The organism is Rhodococcus sp. NPDC003348 (assembly GCF_053589375.1).
On record NZ_JBSFRT010000039.1, the window covers coordinates 35,142 to 61,537 of the forward strand.

Below are 26,396 nucleotides of genomic sequence, written 5' to 3' on the forward strand. Positions count from 1 at the left end.
CCCATGCCCACAGACACCATCGCCTGGCAACGCGACGCGTGCGCCATCGCGGGAATCGGCACAACCGCGTTCTCCAAGGACTCCGGCGTGTCGGTGACCGCTCTCGCCGTCGAGGCCGCGGCGAACGCGCTCGCCGATGCCGGCCTCACCGTCGCCGATGTCGACGGAATCGTGCGCAACGACATGGATCTCGTGTCGTGTGCCGCCCTCGCCGACGGTCTCGGCGTCCCCAACCTCACCTACTGGGGGGAGGCGGGGCCCGGCGGGTCGGGTCCGTGCGCCATGGTCGCCCAGGCGGTCGCCGCGATCATGAGCGGCCAGGCCACCACGGTCGTGGTCTTCCGTTCACTCAACGGCCGATCGGGACGCCGGTTCGGGCTCTCTCCCGTCACCACGCCCGAGGTCGGCGGCCAGGAGACCATGGAAGAGTTCTTCGGACCGTACGGGCTGCTGTCCTCCGGCCAGTACTTCGCGCTGATGGCGCAGCGGTACATGACGCAGACCGGCCTGAAGTCGGAACAGCTCGCCGAGATCGCTCTCGTAGCCCGCAGGCGCGCCAACGCGAACCCGGCCGCCCAGATGCACGACCGCACGATGACCCTCGACGACTACCTCGCCTCGCGGATGCTCTCGTCGCCGCTGCGACTGTTCGACTACTGCCTCGAAACCGACGGCGCCGCAGCCGTGGTCGTCACGACGGCCGAGCGCGCACGCGACCTCGCACAGCCGCCCGCCCTGATCCGGTCTGCCGCGATGTCGACGTGCCCGCGGCCGCAGCCGGGAATCATGTACCCGACGCTGATGCGCGAGGACGTCACAGTGCTGCCGTCACGGGTCTGCCAGGACACCCTGTACTCGCGCGCAGGCCTCGGACCGACCGACGTCGACGTCGCACAGATCTACGACTGCTACTCCATCACCGCGCTCATCCAGATCGAGGACTACGGATTCTGCAAGCGCGGAGACACCGGCGACTTCCTCGCCGACGGCCAGATCGATCTAGGCGGATCGATTCCGATCAATACCAGCGGAGGACACATGTCCGAGGGGTACATCCACGGGATGAACCATGTCGTGGAGGGTGTGCGGCAGATCCGCGGCACCTCCACCAGCCAGGTGCCGGGTGCTCAGGTCTCGCTAGTGACCTCCGCTCCCCCGCCGGCGGCCAGCGCACTGATCCTGGTGGCGGCATGAGCGCCCCGACCACGGCCGAGACCATGGACCATGAGCCGGCGCGGCTGCGCCCGACCGTCGTCGACCGCGGCAGCAGTGGATTCTTCGCCGAGGCCGCGCAGGGCAGGCTGTCCGTGCTGACCTGCACTTCGTGCGGCAAGCGGATCCACTTGCCGCGGCCGCGCTGCGTGTACTGCGGCGGCACCGGTCCTGTGTGGCAACCGGTGGCACGCACCGGAACGGTCTACGCGCACACGGTCGTCGAGCACCAGGTGCACCCCCTGTTCCCGGTGCCGTACACGGTGATCGTCGTCGACGTCGACGGCGAAGAGGACGGGGTCCGGATGATCGGCAACCTGCCCGGCCGCGCGGACGTGTCCGCGGGTACACCGGTGGTGAGCGACTTCGAGGATCTGGGTGAGGACGCGGAGGGTAACGCGGTGGTGATTCCGGTATGGCGGGTCGACACCGGCCGCGCGGCCGCGAACGCAGACGACGGTGGTGCCGCATGACGACGACAACACCCGCGTGGCGGTTCGTCGACGACACGCTGTTCGCCACGGCAGACGCGGATTCCGCTCTGGTGGGCGCAAAGTGCGCCGGATGCGGGACCGTCACCTTTCCAGTGCAGGCGTCCTGCCCGCGGTGCGGCGGCTCGTCGATGGAGAGCACGCCCCTGCCCCGGGAGGGCACCCTGTGGTCGTACACGGTGCAGACCTTCGCCCCGAAGGCCCCCTTCCGCACCGTCGACCCGTTCACTCCGTTCGGTGTCGGCTACGTCGACCTCGGCGAGGTGATCGTCGAGTCTCGGTTGACGGTCGCCGACGCCGATGCCCTCACGATCGGGACGGCTGTGCGACTCACAACGATCGTCAACCATCTCGACGAGGGCGGCACCGAGGTGCGCGCGTTCGCATTCGAACCCGCGGAAGGAGAGTCGTCGTGAAGGTCGCGATCGTCGGAGTCGGTATCCACAAGTTCGGCCGCACGGAAGGCGTCAGTGGACGCGACCAGGGCGCTTTCGCCGCCCGGCAGGCACTCGCCGATGCCGGGGTCGAGTTCAAGGACATCCAGTTCGCCTACGGTGGAAGCGATTCCGCGGGTAATGCGGACACGCTCGTGTCGGATCTCGGGCTCACCGGGCTGCCCTTCGTCAACGTCTCAAACGGCTGCGCCACCGGTGGTAGCGCCCTCACGTCCGCGCTCAGCAGGATCCGTTCGGGTGAGAGCGATCTCGGCATGGTCGTCGGGTTCGACAAGCATCCGCGGGGCGCGTTCAACGCGCGCCCCGAGGACAACGGACTGGGGCGCTGGTACGGGGAGACCGGGATGATGGTCACCACGCAGTTCTTCGCGATGAAGATCCAGCGCTACCTCGTCGAGCACGACCTGCCGAAGAGCCTCCTGGCGACGGTCGCGGCGAAGGCGTTCCGCAACGGCGCCCTGGCTCCGCATGCATGGCGGCGAACACCGCTGTCCGAAGAGGAGATCACGGGCGCCACGATGGTCAGCGACCCGCTCACGCAGTACATGTTCTGCTCGCCGGCCGAGGGCGGTGTCGCGCTGATCCTGGCGCGCGCCGACCACGCGCACCGGTACACCGACACCCCCGTGTTCGTCGAGGCCGCGGCGCTGCGGTCACGCCAGTTCGGGTCGTTCGAGGTGTTCAGCCCGTGGGTGTCACCCGAGCGCGCCGACGGGCCGACCGTCACCGCCTCGCGCGCCGCCTTCGAGACCGCGGGCATCGACCCCACCGACGTCGACGTCGCGCAGATCCAGGACACCGAGGCGGGCGCGGAGATCATGCACCTGGCCGAGACGGGGCTGTGCAAGCACGGCGAGCAGGAGTCGCTGATCCGCTCCGGCGCAACGGAGATCGGTGGTTCCATCCCGGTGAACACCGACGGCGGCTGCATCGCCAACGGCGAGCCGATCGGCGCCACCGGCCTGCGACAGGTGTACGAGAACGTCGTCCAGTTGCGCGGCCGTGCCGGCGACCGGCAGGTCGCCGGCAATCCGCGGGTGGGATTCACACACGTGTACGGGGCACCAGGCATCAGCGCCTGCACCGTCCTGACCCGCTGACCCTCGCAGCACACATCGAGGCCCGAACCACTAGGAGAGCGCAATGGCATGGGATTTCGAAACCGATCCACAGTTTCAGGAGAAGCTGGACTGGGTCGACCGGTTCGTCACCGAGGAGGTCGAGCCCGTCGACCGCATCGTCGAACACGCGTGGGACGTCTCCGATCCCACCCGCAACAAGCTGATCAGGCCGCTGCAGGAGAAGGTGCGCGAGCAGGAACTGTGGGCCTGCCACCTCGGCCCCAACCTCGGCGGACCCGGCTACGGTCAGCTCAATCTCGCCCTGCTCAACGAGATCCTCGGCCGCACCCACAGTGGACCGGTCGTGTTCGGTTGCCAGGCACCCGATTCCGGCAATGCCGAGATCCTCGCCCACTACGGCACACCGGAGCTCAAGGCCCGCTACCTCGGCCCCCTCATCGACGGCGACATCATGTCCTGCTACTCGATGACCGAGCCGCAGGGCGGGTCCGACCCGACCAGCTTCGTCACCCGCGCCGTTCGCGACGGCGACCACTACGTCATCAACGGCGAGAAGTGGTTCTCCTCCCATGCCCGGTTCTCGTCGTTCCTCATCGTCATGGCCGTCACGGATCCCGACGCACCCCGCACCCGGCGCGCGTCGATGTTCGTCGTGCCGACGGACACACCCGGCATCGAGATCGTCCGAAACGTCGGGGTGTGGGGACATTCGGAGTCCGAGGGCACACACGCGTACATCCGCTACACCGACGTCCGCGTCCCCGTCGACCACCTGCTCGGGGAGGAGGGCAACGGCTTCGAGGTCGCCCAGACCCGCCTCGGTGGCGGCCGCATCCACCACGCGATGCGCACCGTCGGCCTCGTCCGCGCGTCGCTGGACATGATGCTCGAGCGGGCGGTCTCACGACACACTCGCGGGCGGAGCCTGGCCGACATGCAGCTCGTGCAGGAGATGATCGCCGAGTCCTGGGTGGAGCTCGAGCAGTTCCGCCTGCTGGTGCTGCGCACCGCCTGGAAGATCGACAACCTGCAGGACTACAAGAAGGTGATCGCCGACATCTCCGCGGTGAAGATGGTGATGCCGAAGGTCCTGAACAGTGTGGTGTCGCGGGCCATCCAGCTGCACGGGTCGCTCGGCATCTCCACCGAGATGCCGTTCGGCAAGTGGCTGCTGGAGAGCTACCACATGGGCCTGGCCGACGGTGCGACGGAACTGCACAAGCAGCAGATCGCAAAGCAGCTGCTCAAAGACGCCACGCCCGCCGAGGGCCTGTTCCCGACGATGCACCTTCCCGTCCTCGACGGTGCGGCGGAACGGAAGTTCGGGCTGCCTGCCAAGGGGACCTGGTGATGGCGTCCTCCTCTCCCTCCGAAGTCACGGAACCGGTCGACGAGATCGCCCCGGTCCGGGCCGGCGAAGAGCTCGACTGGGCCTCGCTCGAAACGCACCTGCGGGCGAACGTCGAGGGCCTCGACGGGGAGTTCTCGGTGCTCCAGTTCCCACGTGGCTCAGCCAATCTCACCTACCGCGTCAGCTTCGGGGACCGTCGCCTGGTGGTTCGTCGTCCCCCGTTCGGGAAGATCGCGCCGGGCGCACATGACATGGGCCGCGAGTACCGGGTGCTGTCGCGTTTGCACGAACGCTACGACCGCGCACCGCGGGCCCTGCTGCACTGCGCGGACGCAGCGGTGATCGGTGCGGAGTTCCTGGTTTCGGAGTACCGCGACGGAATCGTGGTGTGGGATTCGATTCCGGTGTCGATGGCGCATCTACCCGACGCCGGACGCCGGATCGGGCTGGCGGTGATCGACGGCCTCGCGGAGCTACACGCGGTCGATCCCGCGTCGTGCGGACTGTCGGACCTCGGGCGGCCGGACGGCTACCTCGATCGGCAGGTCCGCGGCTGGTCGTCGCGGTGGGACGCGGTAGCCGAGCACGCGCCGTCCGCGGAGGCCGCGCGAGTGGTCGACGAGGTGGGCAGGCTGATTCGTGCCGCGATCCCCACCTCCCAGCGGGCCGGCATCGTGCACAACGACTACAAGGTGGACAACTGCCAGTTCGCGCCGGACGACCCCGACCGGGTGAAGTCGGTCTTCGACTGGGACATGGCCACCACCGGTGACGTCCTCGTCGATCTGGGGACGCTGCTGAACTACTGGCCCGACCGGACCGTGGACCCGGACTCGGCCGCGGCGTTCATCGCGGTCCCGGGGATGCACGGTCTCGACCTGCCGTCGCGAGCCGAGGTCGTCGAACGGTACTCCGCCGGAAGTTCTCTCGACCTGTCCCGGATCTCCTGGTACGAGGCGTTCGGGTGCTGGAAGACCGTGGTGATCCTGCAGCAGCTGTACGCACGCTTCGTGCGAGGTGAGACGTCCGACGAGCGGATGGGGGAACGCGGCGACCTCGTGGCACCGCTCGCCCGGCGTGCGCTGGAGCTCCTCACCGACTGAGACGAGAACGGGGTGTGCCGCGGGCCTGGTCCCGCCGCACACCCCGTTTTCGGGCCACCGCCCGGGAACTCACATTTTCGCGACCGTTGTCAGCACGCTCCGGCGGTGTTGGCCACAGGAATCGATGCACCCGTCACCGCGCGGGAGGCGTCGGAGAGCAGGAATCCGATAACTTCGGCGATGTCCGACGGCCGCGCCCAGCTCGTCCGATCGGCCTCCGGCATCGCCTCCCGGTTGGCCGGGGTGTCGATCATCGTGGGGAGCAGCCCGTTCACGCGGATGTTGTCGCCGGAATACTCGACCGCAAGCGCCTCGACGAGAGCAGCGACGGCCGCCTTGGAGGCGATGTACGTCGCGGCGCCGGGGAACGGGCGGACCGCGGCCGCCGAGCCGATGCACACGACGGAGCCGCCGCCGCTGCGAATCAGGTGCGGCAGCGCGGCCTGGACCACCCCGTAGGCGATGCGCAGGTTGATCGACAACTGGGCGTCGAGCACCTCGATCGGGGTCTCGTGCACCCGCTGCCCCGAGACGAAACCTCCGACGAGGTTGACGATGCCGAACAGGGGGCGTTCCTCGTCCTTTGTGGCGAGGTCGACGACGGCGTCGACGCCTTCCTGGGTGGACAGGTCGGCGCGGATCAGCTCGAGGTCGGGATGTTCTGGGACCCGGTCGAGTTCGCCTTCCACGCACCACGGGACGACGAGGTGCCAGCCACGGTCGAGCAGGTGTTCCGTGACGGCGGAGCCGAGGCCACCGGTCCCTCCGGTGACGATGGCGGTGTAGGGCAGCGAGGTGGTCATGCGGTCCTCTCGGAGCTGTAGCCAAATTGACGGAAAGAAAACATTGCAATATTTCGTGTAGTTGGTAGGTTCTACGGTACAGGTCGATGTGGCGCATGTCACGAGAGCATCCGAATGAGAGTGACACCACCGACTTGGTTCGCGGCCACAAGAGACCACAGTGCGCAGCCGCCCCGCTGGGGCCGGCGCCACGCGGAGAAATCGGAGACACCATGTCGGATCAGAACCTCGACACGACACCGCTCGCCGGCAAGGTCGCTTTGATCACCGGAGGAAGCCGAGGCCTCGGCCGCCAGATGGCAGTGGCCTTCGCCCACGCCGGGGCAGACGTTGCGATCGTCAGCCGCAAGCTCGATGCCTGCGAGGCCACCGCCAAGGAAATCGAAGCAGCCACCGGGCGTCGCGCAGTCGGCTTCGCGTGCCACATGGGTGAGTGGAACGCCCAGGAGGAACTCGCCGACCTCGTCCAGGCCGAGTTCGGACGGATCGACATCCTCGTCAACAATGCCGGCATCGCACCCGTGTACCCGAGCCTCCCCGAGGTGACCGAGGCCTTGTACGACAAGGTCTTCGACGTCAATGCCAAGGGCGCTTTCCGACTCATGTCGGTGATCGCGCCGCGAATGGCCGCGGCTGGCGGAGGCTCGATCATCAACGTCAGCTCCATCGCCACCAAACGGCCCATGGCAAGCGAACTTCCGTACGCCGCCGCCAAGTCGGCGCTCGAGATCATGACGATGGGTTTCGCCCAGGAGTACGGACCGTCGGTGCGGGTCAACGCCATCCTCCCCGGTGCATTCGACACCGACATCGCCGCGTCCTGGGACCCGGAGGTAGTCGCCGGCGAAATGGCTCACCTACCCGCACGACGCGTGGGACGCCCCGAGGAGATCGTCGGCACCGCGCTCTACCTGGCGGGTCCGGCGTCCAGCTACACGACCGGGGTGCTCCTCCCCGTGGACGGGGGGCGAACCGCGATGGGTCGCTGACGAACGACACCGATCAGACCGGGGTGAGTTCGGCGAATACGCCACGCCTCACCCACTAGACTTGGGGATTCGCATAACGCGTCCCCGGACCCGGATGCGTGGTGACCTGTGCAACGAGTGAGAACGAGGGACGAGATGGTTAAGCCGGGGGGCGACCCGATCAGGAACCTGGCGGTTCGGCGAGCGATCGCGGCCACCCGGGGGGAGAAGGTGTCCCGCACGGTCGCCCGACTCGTGGCGAAGACCATCGCCGACGATCGACTGGAGCCCGGCGCTGCACTGCCCTCGGAGCAGGAGATGGCCAACAACTTCGGGGTCGGTCGCGCATCCGTGCGCGAAGGGCTCCGACTTCTCGAGGCACAGGGCCTCGTCACCGTCCGCCAGGGACTCGGGGGCGGACCCAGCGTGGCCGAGCCGACCGGCGCCGCCTTCGGTGACACCATGTCGATGTACCTCCAGGTCAACGACATCCGACTCGCCGAGGTCGTCGAGGCCGTCATCCAGATGGAGGGTCTGACCGCGGCGCTCGCGGCCGAACGGGTGGCGAGCGGCGAGATCACCGACCCGGAGGTACTCGAGCCTCTCGATGCTCACGACCACGACGTCGAATCACACCGCGAGTTCATCGAGACCACCGTCGGCTTCCATGACCACCTGCGGCAGATGGCCGGAAACTACATCCTTGCCCTCGTCGGTTCCGCACTGGCGCACCTCTTTTCGGATCGCGCGATCGGTGCCCACCCGAGTGAGTGGAGCGACCAGGAGCGCACGGTGTTCGCGGACGCACACGCCGAAATCGGCGACGCGATCCGCGCGGGCGACGCAGACAAGGCGCGCGAGCTCGCGGTGGCGCACATGCGCGAGTCGGTCGCGATGACGCTCGGCGACCACCCTTCCATCCTGCAGGACCGCGTCGACTGGAAGTGAGTGACGACTGCGGTCCCGGCCAACGGACCGCAGTCCCACACCGCAGTGACTCCGGCCCGAAACCTCGCCGACGCCTGCCCTCCAAAATATACGAATATTAATATCCTTTGGAGTCGACCATGACCATCAGTTCCACCCCTCACCCCCTCCTCGGACAAAACATCCTCGTCACGGGCGCGAGCGAAGGCATCGGCCACGGCATCGCCGCACGACTCGTCGAGGCCGGCGCCAACGTCGCCCTCGCCGCCCGCCGCGCCGAGGTCCTCGCAGACGCAGCCGAGCTCCTTCGCACGAAAGCAGATGCGGGACAGCGCATCCTGACGGTGGCATCGGACGTGAGCAATCCCGACTCGGTCCACGAGCTGTTCGTACATGTCGCCGAGGAGTTCCCGATCCTCAACGGCCTCGTCGCCAATGCGGGAAGCGGATCCGTCGCCTCGTTCCTGGATCTGACGCTCGATGACTGGCGGCGCACGATCGACCTGAATCTCACCGGGACGTTCCTGTGCGTCCAGGCCGCCGCTCGCCGGATGGTGACCACACCGGACGCCAATCGCTCGATCGTGGTCACCTCCTCCATCCGCGCCCTCGGAGCGCGCGTCGGCGTCGCGCCGTACGCGGCATCCAAGGCGGGAGTCAACCAACTCGTCCGCGCTGCGGCCTACGAACTGGCGGCGACCGGGGTCCGCGTGAATGCACTCTCGCCCGGCATCACCGCGACACCGCTTTCCCAGGAACGCAATTCACTGTTCGACGAACGCGCCGCCACCGTCCCGATGGGCCGCGCCGGTACACCCGCCGACATGGCCGAAGCCGCACTGTTCCTCCTTTCCCCCGGATCCGCCTTCGTGACCGGAACCAACATGGTCGTCGACGGCGGTGAATCGCTCTACTGAGCGACGACCGACCAATCTCCACTCCACCCTCATTCACACGGAGGCTTCCAATGACCAAGGTAATGAACGGAATCAAGGTGGTGGAGGTCGCGCTGTACGCGTTCGTCCCCTCCGCCGCCGCAATCCTGTCCGACTGGGGCGCCCAGGTGATCAAGGTCGAGCACGCGTCGTTCGGCGACCCGATGCGAACCACAGCGGCCTGGGGCGTACCCGGACAGGTCGACGGCATGTCCGGGTTGTGGGAGGTCTCGAACCGCGGCAAGCGCGGCGTCGCAATCGATCTCGCGCACCCCGACGGCCGGGAACTGCTCATGAAGATGATCGACGAGGCCGACGTCTTCATGACGAATTTTCTTCCCGACGCCCGTCAGAAGCTCGGCATCGACGTCGAGCACGTCACCGCTCGCAACCCCCGCATCGTCTACGCCCGCGGGACCGCCCAGGGCCCCGAGGGTCCGGAGCGCGAGAAGGGCGGATTCGATGGCATCACATACTGGGCACGCTCCGGCGCCGCCGGCTCGATCGCGCCCGACGACCTCGACTGGCCCGCGAACATGCCCGGCCCCGGATTCGGCGACGTCCAGAGCGGCATGGCCCTGGCCGGTGGCGTCGCCGCGGGCCTCCTGCACCGCGAACGCACCGGCGAGGGCACCGTCGTCGACGCATCACTGTTCTCGGTCGGCGCGTGGGCGATGCAGCCGACGATCGTGGGCGCACAGCTGATCGGAGAGGCCGAGCTGCCGTACCCGAATCGCGACATCCCGGTCAACCCCGTGTCGAACATCTACCGCACGAGCGACAACCGGTACATCCACCTGGCCTTGCTCCAGAGCGACAAGTACTGGCCGGGCCTCTGCGAGGCGATCGGACGCGCAGACCTCGTCGACGATGCACGGTTCTCGACATTCGACTCCCGCGCCGAGAACTCGCGCGAGTGCGCGGCCGAACTGACCTCGACCTTCCAGGCCCGTCCACTGAGCGAATGGGTGGACATCCTCGGCAAACAGGAGGGCCAGTGGGACGTCTTCCGGAGGCCGGGCGACGTGGTGACCGATCCGCAGGCCGTCGAGAACGGCTACGTCTGCCCGGTCGAGTATCCGAACGGCCGCTCCTTGAACCTCGTGACCGCGCCGGTCCAGTTCGACAGTGCGACCCCGATTCTCACCCCCGCACCCGGTCACGGCGAGCACACCGAGGAGGTACTGCTCGAACAGGGCCTGAGCTGGGACGAGATCTTCGCGCTCAAGGTCTCGGGCGCGGTCAAGTGAGCAACTGACCCGCTCCCGCCCGCAAACCCCGGCGGCCCCACGTTCACCGGATCACACCCCCCTTGGTAGTGACGGAAATCTCAACAGGCCTTCCAATGTGAGCTAAATCCCTCTAATATTCGAATATTAGAGCTTTCGCCCGCGAGGCCCCGCTCCAGGCGCATCCGTCCAACCACCGACCCTCACTTCAGGAGGAAACGTGTACGACCTTCGCGACATCAAGATCATCGACACCGACACCCACGTCGTCGAACCCCCGGACCTGTGGACCTCCCGGATCTCGACCAAGAAGTGGGGCGACCTCGTCCCCCACGTCCGCTGGGACGACCAGCGTGGCGACGAGGCCTGGTTCGTGTCGGGAACCCGCATGAGCGCGGTCGGCTCCCCGGCCATGGCCGGCTGGCACGAATACCCGCCGAACTGCCCGCCCCGGTTCGCCGACGCCGACCCGCGGTCCTGGGATCCTGCCAAGCGCCTGACCCTCATGGACGAGTACGGCATCCACGCACAAGTCCTGTACCCGAACGTCGCCGTGTTCAGCTCGAAGACACTGCAGTCCAACGGCGACAACGAACTCCAGATCGAGTGCATCAAGGCGTACAACGACTACCTCACCGAGTGGGCCGACTTCGCGCCCGGCCGCTACATCCCCGTCGGCATCCTCCCGTTCTGGGACATGGAGGCCACCCTTTCCGAGGTCGACCGCGTCGCCGCCGCCGGACACAAGGGCCTCGTCTTCACACAGAACCCTGCCGCCTTCGGCCTCCCCATGCTCACCGACCCCTACTGGGACCGGCTGTGGGCGTCCGCGCAGGAGAAGAAGCTGCCGATCAACTTCCACATCGCTTCCGGTGAAGTCGATCTCAGTGGATTCGGGCACGAGAGCAACGGGGTCGCGGCGAACTACGGCATGATGGGCATCTCGTTCTTCATGGACAATGCCCGCACCCTGTCGCAACTCATCTTCGGTGGCATCTGCGACCGCTTCCCCGACCTCAAATTCGTGTCCGTCGAGTCCGGGATCGGCTGGATGCCGTTCGCCCTCGAGGGCATGGACTGGCAGTGGCGCAACAGCGGCGTGCACAAGGAGCACCCGAACTACGAACTGCTGCCCAGCGAGTACTTCAAGCGGCAGATCTACGGATGCTTCTGGTTCGAGCAGGCGTCCGCGCTGAGTGCCATCGATCAGATCGGCGCCGACAACGTGCTTTACGAGACGGACTACCCGCACCCGACGTCGATGTCGCCCGGCCCCGCCTCCGACGCACAGCGCCCCGACGACTACCTGCGCAAGAACTTCGGCCACCTGAGCGAAGCAGATGCGCGAAAGATTCTGCACGACAACGCCGCAAAGCTCTACAACCTGGACGACTGAGGCTCCGCGCCCGCCGCACCTTCGCCACCACCAGCCCCCGGAGGAACGATGTCCCTTCCCGCCTTCGAAGCCGAGGCACGCGAGTGGATTCTCGCCACCGCCGCTCGCCTCGGCCTCGACCGGGTCGACGACCCCCACGATGTCGCGGTCTTCCACGACATGGACTTCGAGGAGGAGCAGCAACTCCTCGACCAGCACCGAACGTGGCAGCGCGCCAAGTTCGATGCCGGCTACGCGGCACTCGACTGGCCGGTGGAGGTCGGCGGCGCCGGACTCGACTCGGCATACACCGAGACGTTCGTCCGCCTCGAGAACGAACTCTGCCCGCTGCGCCCACACGAGTTGTTCGCGGTCACCATGCATCTCGTGGCTCCCACCATCAACCTGCTGGGCACCCCGGAACAGAAGGACGAGTTCCTTCCGCACATGCTGCACGGCGAGCTCCTCGCCTGCCAGCTCTTCTCCGAGCCGGATGCTGGTTCCGACCTCGCCAACGTCGCGACCCGCGCCCTCCGCGACGGCGACGACTGGGTGATCACCGGGCAGAAGGTGTGGACGTCCGGTGCCCAGTTCGCCGGTTGGGGTGAGCTGATCGCCCGCACCGACCCCGACCAGCCGAAGCACGCCGGCCTCACCGCGTTCATGGTTCCGCTCGACGCTCCCGGGGTCACGGTGCGGCCGATCCGTCAGATGTCGGGTGGCACCAGTTTCAACGAGGTGTTCCTCGACGGGGTTCGCATCCCCGACCGTCTCCGCCTCGGCGAGGTCGGCAAGGGGTGGGGTGTCGCGCTGACGACCCTCGCCTTCGAACGCGAGGGTGGCTCGGACAGCAGCAGCATCGGCGGACAGTTCACCCAACTGGTCTCCACTGCACAGGATCTCGGGCGAGATCACGATCCGCGGGTGCGCGAGCTGATGGCGCAGGTGTACCTGCGACAGATGCTCGCCCGAGTCGACACCCTCCTCGATCGGCAGTCCCGCGACGGGGGCGCGGCGCCGAGTGCGATGGGTTCGATCCGCAAGGTCCAGTGGGTGGACAAGCTCACCGCCGTGTCCGCCGCGGCTCGAGCGATCCTCGGCCGCGACCTGATCGCCGACACCGGTGCCCCCGGAACGTTCTCGTGGAACGCCCACGTGCTCGGAGCACCCGGCTACAGCATCGCGGGCGGCACCGACCAGATCCAACGCAACATCATCGCCGAGCGGGTCCTCGGCCTGCCGCCCGAGCATCGCTCGGATCGCGGCCTCACCTGGCGCGAGGCCCGTGCCGCACAAGCCGATGCCCAGCGGTGACCCAATCCCCCAATCGATTTCAGAAAGGCCCGCACAATGAGAGTCACGACTTTCCGGCGCGTTCTCGCCGGCCTCGGCGTCGCCGCAGTCACGTTCGCGACCGCCGCATGCGGTTCCGGCGAAACAGTGGAGGTCTCGGCCGGCGATCTCGGTCCCAGTGGGGACACTTCCTGGCAGGAGGTGATCGACAAGGCCAAGGAGGAGGGTTCGGTCACCTACTACTCGGGGCAGGCCACCGACAACCTCCAGACCGCCGCCACCGCCTTCGAATCCGCGTACGGCATCAAGGTCGACATCGTGCGAGACAACGACGCGAACCTGCAGACCAAGCTGGCCGCGGAGGAGACGACGGGCAATCAGGTGGCCGACGTCGTCGCGTCCGCTGCACGGCCATGGGTGGACGAACGCCTCACCCAGAACTACTTCGTGCCGGTGACGGGTCCGGCGTTCTCCGCTCCCGAGTTCGATGCCGCCAAGTTCGTCCAGGACGACACGATCTTCACCTCGTCCGCGGCGGTCCTCACCTACGCGTGGAACACCGACCGGGTCCCCGCCGGCCTGTCCGGGTACAAGGACCTGCTCACTCCCGACCTCGCGGGCGGGAAGATCGGCGTGATCCTGCCCATCTCGGCCGCGATCGTCGACTTCTACGGCTACCTGAACGAGACCGTGTCCCCGGACTACGTAGAGAAGCTCGCCGCGCAGCGGCCCCGCACCTACACGGGCGCACAGGCCATCGCCCAGGCACTGACCTCCGGCGAAATCGCCGCCGCCGCATACACGCTTCCGCTGACGGCCGAGAAGGAGAAGGGGGCGCCCGTCGACTTCGGTCTGGCATCGCCGGTGTTCGGCGCCCCGTTCCTGACGGGCGTCGTGGCGAAGGCGCCGCACCCCAACGCCGCTCAACTGTTCGCCAACTTCCTCGTCACGAAGGCCGGCCAGAACGCCGTCGCCAACCGCGCCGGAGCGGTGCTGCCGGACATTCCGACCGCAACCACGTCGGCCGACAACATCTGGACGAGCAGCCGTGCCGTCTCCGCGGACGACACCGTCGCCTTCCGCAGCGAGTTCGAGCGCATGTTCGGCGCGAGCCAGTAGAAGACCACAAACAACTCCGGCCCATTGCGGACCGGATTCGGAAAGGACAACCCATGAATGTCGGCGAACGCTTGAAGAGCTCGGTGTCCGATGTCGAGGTGATCGTCGTCAAGGTCGGGGATGCCGTGAACGGCCCCCTGCACTGCGCGGGCGTACCGATGGGTTCCGGCGGTGCCACTGGCGCGGCGGAAGCGCAGGCGTCCACAGACGGTGCACCCCTCGTCCTCGGCAAGCGGTACTCGGGCGCCGGCGTCGAGGTGCTGTGCGTGACCGCCGGCCCGGGCCCGCTCACCGTCGACGGCGTCGACCTCGAGCTGGCAGCGCCCCGCCCGCTCCCCGCCTCGGACTGACGCCCGGCCGCCTCGACGATCGCAGAAAGGCCTGCACCATGATTCTCGGCACGACAACCACCGAACGCGCAGACACCGAAATGCTCGTGTCCACGGTCCAGTCGGCTGTCCACCGTCTCGACCCCGCCGACGGACGATCGGAGCGAATCGATCGGGACGGACCGTTTGATCACGCCCTGTGGTCGTTGCTCGCTCGCGAAGTCGGCATCGGTGCCCTGTCGGTGCCCGAGGACCGGGGCGGTCTCGGTGCGTCCTTCCAGGACGTGTCCGCGGTGCTCACCGTCCTCGGTGCCGAGCTGTCACGCGTGCCGTACCTTTCCGCGGTCGTCTCGACGACCGCCCTGATCGACGCGCCTGCCTCCGCCACTGTCGACGACTACCTGGCACGCATTGCCTCAGGTGAACTGATCGCGGCCACCGTGGTCCCGGTTTCTCGCGACGACAATGCATTCCGGGTAACGAATGCCACCGAAGGAGCCACACTCACGGGATCGGCGTCCTTCGTCGTGGACGCGGACATCGCCGACGTCGTGCTCGTGTTCGCACAGGCCGAGGACGGCACCACCGGGCTGTTCGCCGTGGCCGCCGAGGCGCTGTCCCGGACGCGGATGACCGCAACCGACGGCACCCGCGTGCTGTCGACGGTCACCGCGAACGGCGCATCCGCCGCGCTGCTGGATCCCCACCCGTCGGTTCGTCGTCTCCAGGACCGCGCCCTCGTCGCGCTGGCCTGCGACAGCCTCGGGGTCGCTCGACGCGCCCTCGACGACGCGGTCGCCTACGCGGGCAGCCGCGTCCAGTTCGGACGGGCGATCGGTGGCTTTCAGGCCGTCAAACACCGGTTGGCCGAAGCCGCCGTCGCAATCGAGCTCGCCACGTCAGCTGTCGCTCACGCCGTGTGGGCGGTCGAGGAAGGCACCGATCACGAGCTCGCGGAAGCCGCCGCGATCTCCGCGATCGCGTGCGGGGACGCCGCGTCCCGAACCACCGCTGACACCGTCCAGATTCACGGCGGCATCGGATTCACCTGGGAGCACACCGCTCACCGCTACTACCGTCGCGCCCTGACGAACGCGGTGCTGTGGGGCAGCGGCGACGAACACGCGCAACGCCTCTACGAACTGGCCACCGGTGCGCACACGTGCGCGCACGCGGACGCCGTGCCCATCCCTGCGTCCGCCCTCTCGTCGTAGCACCCGACCCAGCCCGGTCAGAAAGCGAGTTCCCGTGTCCCACGTATCCGTTCGTCAGCTCCTCAAGAACTTCGACGGCAAACCGCCCACCGTCGCCGTGGACCACCTCGACCTCGAGATCGAGGACGGAGAGTTCCTCGTCCTGCTCGGCCCCAGCGGCTGTGGCAAGACGACGACCCTCCGGTGCCTCGCCGGTCTGGAACAGCCCGTCGGCGGCACCATCTCCCTGGGCGACCAGGTGGTGTTCGACGCCGACCGAGGTCTGAACCTGACTCCGGACAAGCGGTTCATCGGCATGGTGTTCCAGTCGTACGCGCTGTGGCCGCACATGAGCGTCCGCAAGAACATCGCCTACCCCCTCAAGTCCCGCAAGATGACCGACGAACTGCGTGGTGGACGCGTCGAGGAGACCGCAGCCCTCGTCGACTGCGAGCGCCTCCTCGACCGACTGCCCGCCGAACTGTCGGGTGGACAGCAGCAACGCGTGGCCCTCGCCCGCGGCCTCGTCGCACACCCCGATCTGGTGCTGTTCGACGAACCGCTGAGCAACCTCGACGCGCGACTGCGCGACCAGGTGCGCGCCGAGCTGCACGACCTGCACCAGCGCAATCCGTTCACCGCGGTCTTCGTTACGCACGACCAGAGCGAAGCGCTCGCGCTCGGCACCCGCATGGCCATCATGAACGCCGGCCAGATCGTCCAGATCGGAACTCCCCGTGAGGTGTTCGAGGAGCCGGTCGACGAGTACGTCGCCGGGTTCACCGGCATGTCGAACCGGCTGTCGTGCGAGTACGTCGATGGGCACTGGTACGCCCTCGGCACCGAGCTCATCGGCGCCGAGCCGCGGGCGGCCGCGGGCACCCGAGACTTCGTCCTGCGACTGCGTCCCGAGAAGGTGCGGCTGATCGGCGACGCGAGCGACCTGCGCGCCGGCGAGGCCGGCATCGCCGTGAACGTCGACGACGTGGAATTCGGCGGTCTGCACCTGGATGTGATGCTCTCCTCCACGGCACGGGACTCGCGACGGCGCGAACTGCACGCCCGGATCTCGACGTACGACCGGTCCCGCGCGCCGCGGACCGTCGAACGCGGCGACCGGATGATCCTCGCGTTCGACGCCACCGACGGACGGATGTTCGGCAGCGACGGACGCATGCTCTCCACCGAGCAGTCCGCGGTCCTCACGGCGCTGGTGGGGTGACGAGAATGGCTACCCTGACCCTCCCCACCCCGTCGACTCCCACCCCGTCGGCTCCGACCACCGGGACGCCGTCGCTGATGGAGAACGAGAAGGTGCGCTCCGGAGCCCGACGGCTCGGCGTCATCGCCTTCGCGGCGTTACTCGCCTACCTCGTCATCCTGCCGATCGTGCGCCTGCAGGCGACCGCGTTCGAAGACGGCAGCGCCGGCTTCAGCCGTGCGTTCGGACTCGATCGCATCGGCGAGATCCTGAAGTACACGGTCGGACTCGCGATCGGATCAGTCGTCATCGCGATGGTGCTCGGCACGGCGCTGGCGTGGGCCGCGAGTCGGCTCCCGCGGCGCCTCGAATTCCTGCGCATCCTGCCGATCCTCCCGATCGTCATCCCCTCCGTCGCCGCGATCGCAGGCTGGGCGTTCCTGCTCTCCCCGCGGCCCGGGTATCTCAACGCCGCCCTCCGGAACCTGCCCTGGTGGTCACACCTGGAGGAGGGCCCGGTCGACGTCTACTCGATCGAGTGGATCGTCATAATCACCGGCTTCTCGCTGAGCTCGTTCGTGTACATGTTCGTCAGCTCCGGGTTCTCCAACATCAACTCCGAGATGCTCGAGGCCGCACAGGTTTCCGGAATGCCGGAGTGGAAGGTGTTCTTCAAGGTCACCCTTCCGCTGCTGCGCCCGACCCTCATCTACGGCGGTGGCGTCGCGCTGCTTCTCGGCCTCGGCCAGTTCACCGGGCCCCTGCTTCTCGGCACCAACAGCGGTGTCAGCGTTCTGACGACGGAGATGTACTTCCAGATCAGCGACAGCCCTGCCCAGTTCGCCACCGCGGCAGCTCTCGGTTCGCCACTGTTGCTCGCGGGCATCGCAGTCGTGTTCGCGCAGAAGGCGATGCTCGGCAACCAGAAGCGCTTCGTCACCCACGGCGGCAAGGCATTCCGCTCCCAGGGGCGCCCGTCCCGTATCGGCGTCGGCCTCATCGTGCTCTTTTCGCTGCTGTCGACGGTCCTGCCGATCCTGGCGCTGGCCTTCGTCTCGCTCTCCCGGTACTGGCGTGGCAGCATCGACCTCTCCACCCTGACGGTCGACAATTTCCGCACCGTGTTCAGCACGACCGCGGTGCCGTCCGCGATCACCAACAGCCTGGTCTTCTCACTCGGCTCGATGGCGATCGCGTTGCCGCTCGGCTTCATCGCCGCCAGCCTCATCGTCCGAGGCGTCCACTACCCTGCCCTGCGCGTCCTCGTCGACGTGCTGGTCTCGATGCCGCTCGGCGTTCCTGCGGTCATCTTCGGCGCCGCGTTCCTGCTCACCTACACCGAGGGACCGATCGTGCTGTATGGCACGCCGTGGGTCGTCATCCTCGTGTACGTGACGCTGATGCTGCCGTTCGCCACCCGCATGCAGCTCTCGACGATGCTCGCACTCGGCGACAGCTACATCGAGGCGTCCCGGGTCAGCGGGGCAGGCTTCCTGCGCACCAACATCCGCATCCTGCTACCGCTGATGCGAGGAAGCCTCGGCGGCACCGCGGCCCTGATCTTCGTGCTCCTGACGCACGAGTTCACCGCATCGCTCCTCGTCCGGGCGTCCAAAACACAGGTCATGGGCACCGTCCTGTTCGACGCCTGGTCGAACGGCAGCTATCCCCTCGTTGCCGCCGTCGCGCTCATCATGACGGGCGTCACCGCGGTCGGCGTCGCCGCCGCGATGCTCGTGGGCGGCGCGGATTCGCTGAGCAAGATGTGATCGGGACACGACGCCCGACCATCCGACAATGTGCCGAACGGAAAGGAAGTGGCCCGTGGGGTCAATCGGACTGAGTGCGTACGGCATGACCGTCGCCGAACTCGTCGAACTCGCCGTGTGCGCCGACGAACTGGGCTTCGACGCGCTGTGGCTGGGTGAGCACGTGATCCGACCTGCCGGCTACGGCAGCGAACATCCCACGACGGGAACCGTGCAACACCACACGACCATCGTCGACACCGACACCGAACTGATCGATCCGTGGGTCGCCCACGCGGCGATCGCCGCGGTCACCTCCCGCATCAAACTGGGGACCGCGGTGTACGTGACCGCGCTGCGGCACCCCCTGCACACCGCACGGACCACGATCTCCGTGCAGGAACTCAGCGGTGGCAGGGTGCTGTTCGGGGTCGGATCCGGCTGGCTCGAGGAGGAATTCGCCGCACTGGGGGTGCCCTTCCGCACCCGGTTCTCCCGCACCGAGGAATGCCTCGACATCCTCCGGAAGTCGTGGTCCGGCGCCGAGTTCGACCACAGCGGGAAGCACTTCACCTTCGACCGGATCCAGGTGCATCCACGGCCCACGCCGGTCCCTGTGGTGCTCGGCGGCAACACCGCACCCGCGTTGGCCCGCGCCGCGCGACTGGGTGACGCGTGGTTCGCGTCGGGCACCCCAACCCCGGACGAAGCGGTGGCACTGGTCACCGAGCTGCGGCGGCTTCGCCACGAGTCGGGCGCCTCCGACCGGTTTCCCTGCTACGTCCGAGTGTCGACCACCGACCCCGACGTCCTCGCCGACTACCGGAACAACGGCGTCGAGGACCTGGTGTTGTGGGCCGACGCGCTCTGGACCGGTGACACCCCGGGCGAGCGCCGACGCAACCTCACCGCGGCGGCGGAGCGTCTGGGGCTGTGCGCCCAACACCGGTCGTTCTCGGCAACGGCAGAACGAAACTGACCATCCACTACCGCCCCGGATCCGACCGTTTGCGGATCCGGGGCGTTCGTCTGTCGCGTCGACGACCTCGTCAGGCGATCTCGTCGACCAGGCCCCACGAGAGGGCGGTGTCGGTGTCGAGCGGGACGTTCGTCACGCACATCCAGTAGGCGCGCCAGCGGCCGATGCGGCGGGGCACGCTGACGCAGCCGCCGGCGCCGGGAACCAGCCCCATCGACACCTCCGGCAGCCGGAACACGGTCCCCGGCGCCGCGACGATCCGGGCGGCGAACGCGGGCACCTCGATGCCGGCGCCGACGCAGCTACCGTGAACCCGGACCTCGATCCGGTCCGCCAGCGCCGCCACCAGGCGTCCCGCCCCGGCCCGGGTGCGGATCAGGTGTGCGGTCGCCAGGTCGGGCGTGGTGCCGAACTCGTCGAGGTCGCCGCCCGCGGAGAACACCGGCCCGGCGCCGTCGAGCAGCACCGAGGTGATGCTGTCGTCGGCGAGGGCGAGCCGCAACCCTTCCACCAGGCCGTCGCGCACCTGCGCCCCGTAGGCGTTACGCCGCTCCGGCCGGTTCAGGGTGATGTGCAGGCGGTCGCCGTCCCGATCCAGCAGCACCGGCTCCTGCGGCGCCGGCGGCGGCAACGGCCGCGGCCCGCGCACCGCCAGCCACCGCCGGAACCCGGGGGTGCCGAGCAGCGTGGAGTAGGCCAGGGATTCGACGTCGATGGCCTCGGGTACCGGCAACGACTCGGACACACGCAGCACCTGCCCGAGCACGACCGCCGCGTGCACCTGCTCGGCGACGGCGGCGAGCACGGTCTCGATGGCGGCGGCCGGGTCCGGGACGCCGACGAGGGTCCGATCGGTGGCGACGGACTCAGGGACCAGGGACGTGTCGAGGGCGGCGGCCAGCTCGAGGTGCGCGGCCGTCAGCGGTTGCGCCCGGGTGCGCAGCCCGACGAGAACCCGAGTGCCGCCGCGGGCCCTCGCCGCCGCTCGCGCGGCCAGGTCGGCGTCGATGTCGGCGTCGAGATCGACCACCAACAGCGGCCGGTCGACGGCCGCTCCCTCGGCGAGCAGCGGCTGGTCCGCGACTCCGGCGGCGAGGTCGGTCGCGGTGATGACGTCCTGCAGGGTACCCATTGTTCCAGCTTGCCAGCTAACGAGTTTCGAATAGGCGTGCGGGTACCATCGCGAGGTGTCCGACTTCTCCACCTCGACCCCGGATCGGGTACGTGACTGGGCGGAGAGCGGCATCCCGATGCTTACCGGGCGCCCCGACGGACCGCCGGTCGTGCCGCCCGGAGTGGCGGCGAGCAACGCCCGCGCGCTGGCCGGGCACATCGCGTCCGCCGCTGCGCTGGCCGGCCGGACGGTGGACCTGGACGGGGCGCCACTGCTGTCGGAGCGGGCCGCGTTCACCGGCTTCACTCGCCGCGGCGACGTCACCCTCGGCGGCAGCGGCCGGTTGCTGCGCACCGCCGACGGCTGGGCGGCGGTCTCCTGTGCCCGTCCGGACGACCCGATCCTGCTTGGCGCGCTGATCAGCACCGACATCGACGTCGACGACCCGTGGCCGGCGGTGACCTCATGGGTGGCCGGGCACACCGGCGACGAGCTCGCCGAGCGCGCCGAACTGCTCGGGGTTGCCGCCGCGCCGATCCGCCCACCCGCCGTACCGGCTCCGCTCCCGGCGCCGGGGGCGCCCAGGTCGGTCGAGGGGCTGCTGGTGGTGGACTTCGGGTCCCTGTGGGCCGCCCCGCTGTGCGCGCACCTGCTTGGCCTGGCCGGTGCGCGGGTGGTCAAGGTCGAGACGCCGCAACGACCGGACGGGGCGCGGCGCGGCAATCCCGACTTCTATGCGCTGCTGCACGGCGGGCACGAGGCGGTGTGCCTCGACCCTGCCGACCCCGACGACCGTCGCGCGCTCGCCGCCCTCGTCGATGCCGCCGACATCGTGATCGAGGCGTCCCGGCCGCGGGCACTCGCCGGCTTCGGCCTCGACGCCGCCGCGACAGCGGGCCGCGGTACAACGTGGCTGTCGATCACCGCCGCCGGACGGTCCAGTGGCCGAATCGGTTTCGGGGACGACGTGGCCGCGTCGGCAGCTCTGGTCGCGTGGGACGAGCGTGGACCGATGTTCGTCGGCGACGCGATCGCCGACCCGCTGACCGGCCTGACCGCAGCGGCTCTCGCCTGCGCCGCGGACGCGCCCGGCCGGCTGATCGAGGTGTCGATGACGGACGTGGTCGCCGCGACCCTCACCGGCGACGCTCCGGCACCCGTCCCGCGAATTCACCAGGGCCGTTGGGTGATCGACACAGGCGACGAGATCGTCGAGATCGCAGAACCTCGGATCCGGACGCCGCATGGGGAGGTTCCCGGCGTCGGGCGGGACACCCTGTCAGTGCTACGGTCACTCGACATCCCCGTCACCGGAATCGAGGCGCGATGACGGGGCCGCTGATCGTCACCGACGCCGAGGTGAACGGCGTCGCGGGTGTCGACGTCCGGATCGAAGCCGGGCGGATCTCTGCCGTCGGCGCCGGACTGCCGCGGGCCGGCGCGGAGAGGATCGACGCTTCGGGCGGTGCGCTGATCCCCGGCCTGACGGACCACCACCTGCACCTGCACGCCATGGCCGCGGACGCGGCGTCGGTGCGCTGCGGGCCGCCCGCCGTGCGCACCCCCGACCAGCTGCGGGCGGCGCTGGCCGCCGCCCCCGCCGACGATCACGGCTGGGTACGCGGCGTCGGCTATTTCGACTCCGTTGCAGGCGATCTCGACGCCCTGACCCTGGACCGGCTGCACGCGGACCGGCCGGTGCGGATCCAACACCGCAGCGGCGCGATGTGGGTGCTCAACTCGGCGGCGGTCGCGGCGACCGCCCTGGCGTCGGCCGAGCATTCCGGCGTCGAACGCGACGCGGACGGCGCGCCGACCGGGCGCGTCTGGCGCGCCGACGACTGGCTGCGTTCGCAACTCCCGGTCTCCGGGCCACCGTCACTCGCGGCGATCGGTTCGGCGCTGACCCGGTTCGGCATCACCTCCGTCACCGACGCCACCCCGGACATGCGGCCGAGTTCGCAGCGGGCGATCGCCGATGCGATGGTCTCGGGCGAGCTACCCCAGCGGGTGCACCTGTTGGGCGCCGCCCTGCCGGAGACCGAATTGGACTCGCCGACAGACCGACTGACGGTCGGACCGTACAAAATAGTGCTCGCCGACTCCGGCCTGCCCGATCTGGACGCGCTCGCCGGCACCATCACCACGGCCCATGCGACCGGGCGCCCGATCGCCGTGCACTGCGTCAGCCGGGAGGCCCTGTTGATCCTGCTGGTCGTGCTCGCCGAGGTCGGCACGATCCCCGGCGACCGCATCGAGCACGGCGCCCTGGTTCCCCGTGAAACCCTCCGCCGAATCCACGATCTCGGACTGCGAGTCGTCACCCAACCCGGTTTTCTCGCCGACCGAGGCGACGACTACCTCCGCCACGTGGAGCCGGCCGACCAGCCGGACCTGTATCGCTGCCGGTCCCTGCTCGCCGCCGGGATCCCGCTCGCCCTGTCCAGCGACGCTCCGTACGGTCCACTCGATCCGTGGCGGGTGATCGCGGCCGCGGTGGACCGCCTGGCGCCGACCGGCGAGGTCGTCGGCGCGGACGAACGACTCACCGCCACACAGGCACTGAACGGATATCTCGCTCCGGCAGACGATCCAGGAGGCCCGCCTCGACGGGTCGCGGTCGGCGTCGCGGCCGACCTGGTGCTGCTGCACGGTCCCCTCGCCGAGGCGTTGCGCACCCCGGCCGCGGACGCCGTGCGCCGCACGCTGCACTCGCAGCGGTGACGGTCCCGCCAGATGGTTTACTTGGTGTACGACGTCGACTGCGGGAGGTGAGAGGTGGCCGACAAGAGGCTCGCACCCGTCTTCCACTCGCAGAGCACACCCACCTACCCGATCCGGACCCCGAAGACCGCCGAGCTGGTCGCGAACACACTGCGCCGCATGATCATCGACGGCACCCTCCACGACGGGGATCACCTCCCCCACGAGGCCGACCTGATGGACCGGTTCGCCGTCAGCCGACCCACGCTGCGTGAGGCCATCCGGCTTCTCGAGTCCGCCGGACTGGTGGAGGTGCGGCGAGGATCGCGAGCCGGCGCGCGGGTGCGAGTCCCCGGGCCGGAGGTCGTCGCGCGGTCGGCCTCGTTGTTGCTCGAACTGTCCGGCACGACCGTCACCGATATGTTCCTGGCCCGCGAGGCGATCGAACCGGACGCGGCCCGCGTCCTCGCCATCGAGGGCACCGAGGCCGATTTCGACGAACTCGCCCGGATGGTCGACGAGGACATTCCCGCCGCATACGCCACGGCGACCCTCGCCGCCGGACTCTCCGCATTCCACCTGCGGGTCGTCCAACTCTCCGGCAACGCGCCGCTCGCGATCATCGCCGGGATGCTGTACGAGTTCACCGAGCGCGACACCGTCGCCGCGGTGCTCGAGACGGAGGACGACCGGCAACAGTACGCGGCCAACTACAAGTTGGCGGTCCGCTCCTGCCGGCGTCTGATCCGGCTGCTGCGGGCCCGCGACGCCGACGCGGCCTTCTCACACTGGCGCAAGCACGTCGTCAACGCCCGCCCCTTCCTGATCGACGGTCGCGATGACGAAGCGGTGCACGACCTCATGGACCGGCCGGCTCGGCCGCAGTGACGGCCCGCCGGTCCTGACCGTCACGAGGACCGGTAAGGGCGCCCGCACGTTCGCCGTCCGGACGACGGATCCCGGTGGGTACCGCGATGACGGACCATCGCGGTACCCCGGAACCATCGATGCGCCGCGATCCGCGGCGCGATCTCAGATGCTCGCGTCGACGGTGCCCGAGGTCAGCGACGGCGCGCCGGCGAGCAGCGGTCCGAGGTCGGTGATCGCGCCCTCTCCTGCCCGGAACTTGCGGTACGCGGCATCGTGCTCGGCGGACTCCCAGGTTTCGATGAAACGCCAGGTGTTCGGGTCCTTCGCGTCGATCACCGCGTCCACGCCCTGGCAGCCGGGGAACGCCCGGGTCTCCTTGAGCACGCGGGTCATCACCTCGCGTGCGGTGTCCAGGGCGTCGGGCTTGAAGGTCAACTCCAGGACTGCGATCAGTGCCATGTTTCACTCCTCGGTCTCTGTGCCGCGAAACCTGTTGTCGCGGTTAACGGCCGAGGGTACCGGCCAGCGTCCGGATCGTGTGCCGCGCGGTGGACAGACTTTCGTCGGCCTGCGCGGAGAGCGGAGCCAGCGCCGGGATCCGCCCGGCCAGGGTCAGCTCCGCGGTCACCACCGACACCTCCATCCCCATCGACGTGCCAAGCACCTGCTGCAGCGGCGGCACGGTGAAGTCGGTCCCGGCGCCCGGGGAACCCGGCGCATAGGTGTTGCCCCGGCTGGAGATCACCACGACCGGCGTACCCGCGAGGGGACGGTCCGGGGTGTCGTACGGCACCGTCGTGCCCAGGACGTGCAGATGGTCGAGCCAGGCCTTGAGGGTCGAGGGCAGCGACCAGTTGTACATCGGCGCGCCGATCACGACGACCTCCGCCGCCACCACCTCCGCGATCAGCGCGGCCTGCCGAGCCTCGGCGTCGGGATCCGGGCTCGCCCCCGCGCGGCGCAGGCGCGCCGCGTAGTGCAGTTCGGCGTCGGGTAGGTGCGGCACCGGGTCGCGGTGCAGGTCCCGCACGGTCACCGTGAACTCGGGCCCGCGGGCGCGCCAGGTGTCGGCAAACAGGCGGGTCAGGTCGCGGGAGACGGAATTCTCGAGGTCCGCCGACGAGTCGACGTGCAGCAGTTGAGGCATCGGCCAGATCCTTTCGGGCACCGACGGTGCCCGTGCGTGGTTACGGGTCGAGGGACACCGTAACCACGGGGACCCCCGGTCACCGGGGAGGACCGTTGTCGATGGACTGTACGACCGCGAAGATCAGGAACCCGGCCGCGGCGAGCACGACGACCGGCTGCCGGAGCATCAGCGCCGGAGCCAACAGGACGAGAGCGTACGGAATCAGGGTGAGGTTGCGCCGCGGCGAGGTCGCGGGCCCGACCGGGCCGGGACCGGCGGCCGTGAGGAACTGGGGAACGCTCACGCGCCTGCGCCGGGTTCCGACGAACACCAGTCCGGCACCGACGGCCACCACCAGCGCGACAGGGACGAACCACGCGACCAGGTCGGCCGCGGCGAACCCGGCGAAGAGGAAAATGAGGATCAGCAGCGGGACGAGCACCCAGAGGAACCGTCGTCGTTCCGGCTGCGGTGCCACGGCGGGCAGATCGGTGAACAGGACCGCGAGGTCGCGGTTGGTCCGTGCCGACTCCACCCGCGCGCAGCGGTCACCGAACTCCGCGAGGGTCAACCGGCCCTCTCCGAGGTGCCGGGTCAGGAGTTCGACCGCCTGCTCGCGCTCGAGTGTCCCGATGCGGATTTCCGGGAGCTCGGCCATGAGTCAAGAGTAGGCGGCTTCGACGCCTGTGCGCCCTTTGGTAGCCCGGGCTACCAAAGGGCGCACAGAACGCGGAGCGTCTTACTTGAGTTCGGCGAGGACGGTGCCCTGCGTGATCGCGGCACCCGG

General features: G+C 68.8%; 26 protein-coding genes. 21 read left to right on the forward strand and 5 right to left on the reverse strand.

Annotation, left to right across the window (positions count from 1 at the left end):
- The first annotated feature begins 3 nt into the window (after positions 1-3).
- Genes ACWDU4_RS21985 through ACWDU4_RS22010 form a run of 6 tightly spaced genes read left to right on the forward strand, consistent with a single transcriptional unit; the run spans position 4 to position 5,694 of the window.
- The gene (locus ACWDU4_RS21985) at positions 4-1,194 is read left to right on the forward strand and encodes a thiolase C-terminal domain-containing protein (protein WP_450116045.1); all 1,191 of its coding nucleotides are present in this window, start codon (positions 4-6) and stop codon (positions 1,192-1,194) included.
- Positions 1,191-1,685 carry a Zn-ribbon domain-containing OB-fold protein gene (locus ACWDU4_RS21990; RefSeq protein WP_450116046.1) on the forward strand — a complete coding sequence of 165 codons (495 nt, stop codon included), beginning with the start codon at positions 1,191-1,193 and terminating at the stop codon, positions 1,683-1,685. Before ACWDU4_RS21985 ends, ACWDU4_RS21990 begins: the two co-directional genes overlap by 4 nt.
- Positions 1,682-2,119 carry a Zn-ribbon domain-containing OB-fold protein gene (locus ACWDU4_RS21995; protein WP_450116047.1) on the forward strand — a complete coding sequence of 146 codons (438 nt, stop codon included), beginning with the start codon at positions 1,682-1,684 and terminating at the stop codon, positions 2,117-2,119. The genes ACWDU4_RS21990 and ACWDU4_RS21995 overlap by 4 nt, the downstream gene beginning before the upstream one ends.
- Complete coding sequence (locus tag ACWDU4_RS22000) at positions 2,116-3,258, forward strand: thiolase family protein (protein WP_450116048.1); 1,143 nt, start codon at positions 2,116-2,118, stop codon at positions 3,256-3,258. The genes ACWDU4_RS21995 and ACWDU4_RS22000 overlap by 4 nt, the downstream gene beginning before the upstream one ends.
- Positions 3,259-3,301: 43 nt before the next feature.
- A complete protein-coding gene (locus ACWDU4_RS22005) occupies positions 3,302-4,591 on the forward strand; it encodes an acyl-CoA dehydrogenase family protein (protein ID WP_450116049.1) in 1,290 nt (429 codons plus the stop codon).
- A complete protein-coding gene (locus ACWDU4_RS22010; protein ID WP_450116050.1) occupies positions 4,591-5,694 on the forward strand; it encodes a phosphotransferase family protein in 1,104 nt (367 codons plus the stop codon). Before ACWDU4_RS22005 ends, ACWDU4_RS22010 begins: the two co-directional genes overlap by 1 nt.
- Positions 5,695-5,783: 89 nt before the next feature.
- Here ACWDU4_RS22010 and ACWDU4_RS22015 read toward each other — a convergent pair whose 3' ends face one another.
- Entirely contained in the window at positions 5,784-6,497 is a 714-nt protein-coding gene (locus ACWDU4_RS22015; protein ID WP_450116051.1) for an SDR family oxidoreductase, read from the reverse strand.
- Positions 6,498-6,709: 212 nt separating this feature from the next.
- Between ACWDU4_RS22015 and ACWDU4_RS22020 the strand changes: the two genes are divergently transcribed.
- From ACWDU4_RS22020 to ACWDU4_RS22075, 12 genes are all read left to right on the forward strand, one after another.
- Entirely contained in the window at positions 6,710-7,486 is a 777-nt protein-coding gene (locus ACWDU4_RS22020; RefSeq protein WP_450116052.1) for an SDR family NAD(P)-dependent oxidoreductase, read from the forward strand.
- A 135-nt stretch (positions 7,487-7,621) separates the two neighbouring features.
- Positions 7,622-8,413 carry a FadR/GntR family transcriptional regulator gene (locus tag ACWDU4_RS22025; protein WP_450116053.1) on the forward strand — a complete coding sequence of 264 codons (792 nt, stop codon included), beginning with the start codon at positions 7,622-7,624 and terminating at the stop codon, positions 8,411-8,413.
- A 119-nt stretch (positions 8,414-8,532) separates the two neighbouring features.
- Positions 8,533-9,309, forward strand: coding sequence for an SDR family NAD(P)-dependent oxidoreductase (locus ACWDU4_RS22030; RefSeq protein WP_450116054.1), 777 nt, complete (start codon positions 8,533-8,535; stop codon positions 9,307-9,309).
- Positions 9,310-9,359: 50 nt separating this feature from the next.
- A complete protein-coding gene (locus ACWDU4_RS22035) occupies positions 9,360-10,577 on the forward strand; it encodes a CaiB/BaiF CoA transferase family protein (protein ID WP_450116055.1) in 1,218 nt (405 codons plus the stop codon).
- A gap of 199 nt (positions 10,578-10,776) precedes the next feature.
- Positions 10,777-11,952 (forward strand): amidohydrolase family protein, encoded by a 1,176-nt coding sequence (locus ACWDU4_RS22040; RefSeq protein ID WP_450116056.1) that lies wholly within the window; start codon positions 10,777-10,779, stop codon positions 11,950-11,952.
- Between the two features lie 48 nt (positions 11,953-12,000).
- Positions 12,001-13,245 carry an acyl-CoA dehydrogenase family protein gene (locus ACWDU4_RS22045; protein WP_450116057.1) on the forward strand — a complete coding sequence of 415 codons (1,245 nt, stop codon included), beginning with the start codon at positions 12,001-12,003 and terminating at the stop codon, positions 13,243-13,245.
- Positions 13,246-13,281: 36 nt separating this feature from the next.
- A complete protein-coding gene (locus ACWDU4_RS22050; protein ID WP_450116058.1) occupies positions 13,282-14,343 on the forward strand; it encodes an ABC transporter substrate-binding protein in 1,062 nt (353 codons plus the stop codon).
- A gap of 53 nt (positions 14,344-14,396) precedes the next feature.
- On the forward strand, positions 14,397-14,693 hold the full coding sequence (locus ACWDU4_RS22055; protein WP_450116059.1) for a hypothetical protein: 297 nt from the start codon (positions 14,397-14,399) through the stop codon (positions 14,691-14,693).
- Between the two features lie 185 nt (positions 14,694-14,878).
- Positions 14,879-15,886 carry an acyl-CoA dehydrogenase family protein gene (locus ACWDU4_RS22060; RefSeq protein WP_450116060.1) on the forward strand — a complete coding sequence of 336 codons (1,008 nt, stop codon included), beginning with the start codon at positions 14,879-14,881 and terminating at the stop codon, positions 15,884-15,886.
- Between the two features lie 34 nt (positions 15,887-15,920).
- On the forward strand, positions 15,921-17,087 hold the full coding sequence (locus ACWDU4_RS22065) for an ABC transporter ATP-binding protein (RefSeq protein WP_450116061.1): 1,167 nt from the start codon (positions 15,921-15,923) through the stop codon (positions 17,085-17,087).
- A gap of 5 nt (positions 17,088-17,092) precedes the next feature.
- On the forward strand, positions 17,093-18,835 hold the full coding sequence (locus ACWDU4_RS22070) for an ABC transporter permease (RefSeq protein WP_450116062.1): 1,743 nt from the start codon (positions 17,093-17,095) through the stop codon (positions 18,833-18,835).
- Between the two features lie 55 nt (positions 18,836-18,890).
- The gene (locus ACWDU4_RS22075; RefSeq protein WP_450116063.1) at positions 18,891-19,793 is read left to right on the forward strand and encodes a TIGR03619 family F420-dependent LLM class oxidoreductase; all 903 of its coding nucleotides are present in this window, start codon (positions 18,891-18,893) and stop codon (positions 19,791-19,793) included.
- 70 nt (positions 19,794-19,863) lie between these two features.
- On the opposite strand, the gene ACWDU4_RS22080 is transcribed toward ACWDU4_RS22075, so the two are convergent.
- Positions 19,864-20,925 carry an enoyl-CoA hydratase/isomerase family protein gene (locus ACWDU4_RS22080; protein ID WP_450116064.1) on the reverse strand — a complete coding sequence of 354 codons (1,062 nt, stop codon included), beginning with the start codon at positions 20,923-20,925 and terminating at the stop codon, positions 19,864-19,866.
- 118 nt (positions 20,926-21,043) lie between these two features.
- Here ACWDU4_RS22080 and ACWDU4_RS22085 point away from each other — a divergent pair, with 118 nt between their 5' ends.
- From ACWDU4_RS22085 to ACWDU4_RS22095, 3 genes are read left to right on the forward strand one after another with little or no spacing between them, the layout of a single operon-like run.
- Positions 21,044-22,237 (forward strand): CoA transferase, encoded by a 1,194-nt coding sequence (locus ACWDU4_RS22085; RefSeq protein WP_450116072.1) that lies wholly within the window; start codon positions 21,044-21,046, stop codon positions 22,235-22,237.
- Entirely contained in the window at positions 22,234-23,631 is a 1,398-nt protein-coding gene (locus ACWDU4_RS22090; protein ID WP_450116065.1) for an amidohydrolase family protein, read from the forward strand. The genes ACWDU4_RS22085 and ACWDU4_RS22090 overlap by 4 nt, the downstream gene beginning before the upstream one ends.
- Before the next feature lie 54 nt (positions 23,632-23,685).
- Entirely contained in the window at positions 23,686-24,498 is an 813-nt protein-coding gene (locus ACWDU4_RS22095; RefSeq protein ID WP_450116066.1) for a FadR/GntR family transcriptional regulator, read from the forward strand.
- 144 nt (positions 24,499-24,642) lie between these two features.
- Here ACWDU4_RS22095 and ACWDU4_RS22100 read toward each other — a convergent pair whose 3' ends face one another.
- The 3 genes from ACWDU4_RS22100 to ACWDU4_RS22110 all read right to left on the reverse strand — a co-directional run bounded on the left by ACWDU4_RS22100 (position 24,643) and on the right by ACWDU4_RS22110 (position 26,267).
- The gene (locus tag ACWDU4_RS22100) at positions 24,643-24,939 is read right to left on the reverse strand and encodes a putative quinol monooxygenase (RefSeq protein WP_450116067.1); all 297 of its coding nucleotides are present in this window, start codon (positions 24,937-24,939) and stop codon (positions 24,643-24,645) included.
- Positions 24,940-24,982: 43 nt separating this feature from the next.
- Positions 24,983-25,627, reverse strand: coding sequence for an FMN-dependent NADH-azoreductase (locus tag ACWDU4_RS22105; RefSeq protein WP_450116068.1), 645 nt, complete (start codon positions 25,625-25,627; stop codon positions 24,983-24,985).
- Positions 25,628-25,706: 79 nt separating this feature from the next.
- Positions 25,707-26,267, reverse strand: a complete 561-nt coding sequence (locus ACWDU4_RS22110; RefSeq protein WP_450116069.1) for a DUF1707 SHOCT-like domain-containing protein — start codon at positions 26,265-26,267, stop codon at positions 25,707-25,709.
- Positions 26,268-26,396: the final 129 nt, after the last annotated feature.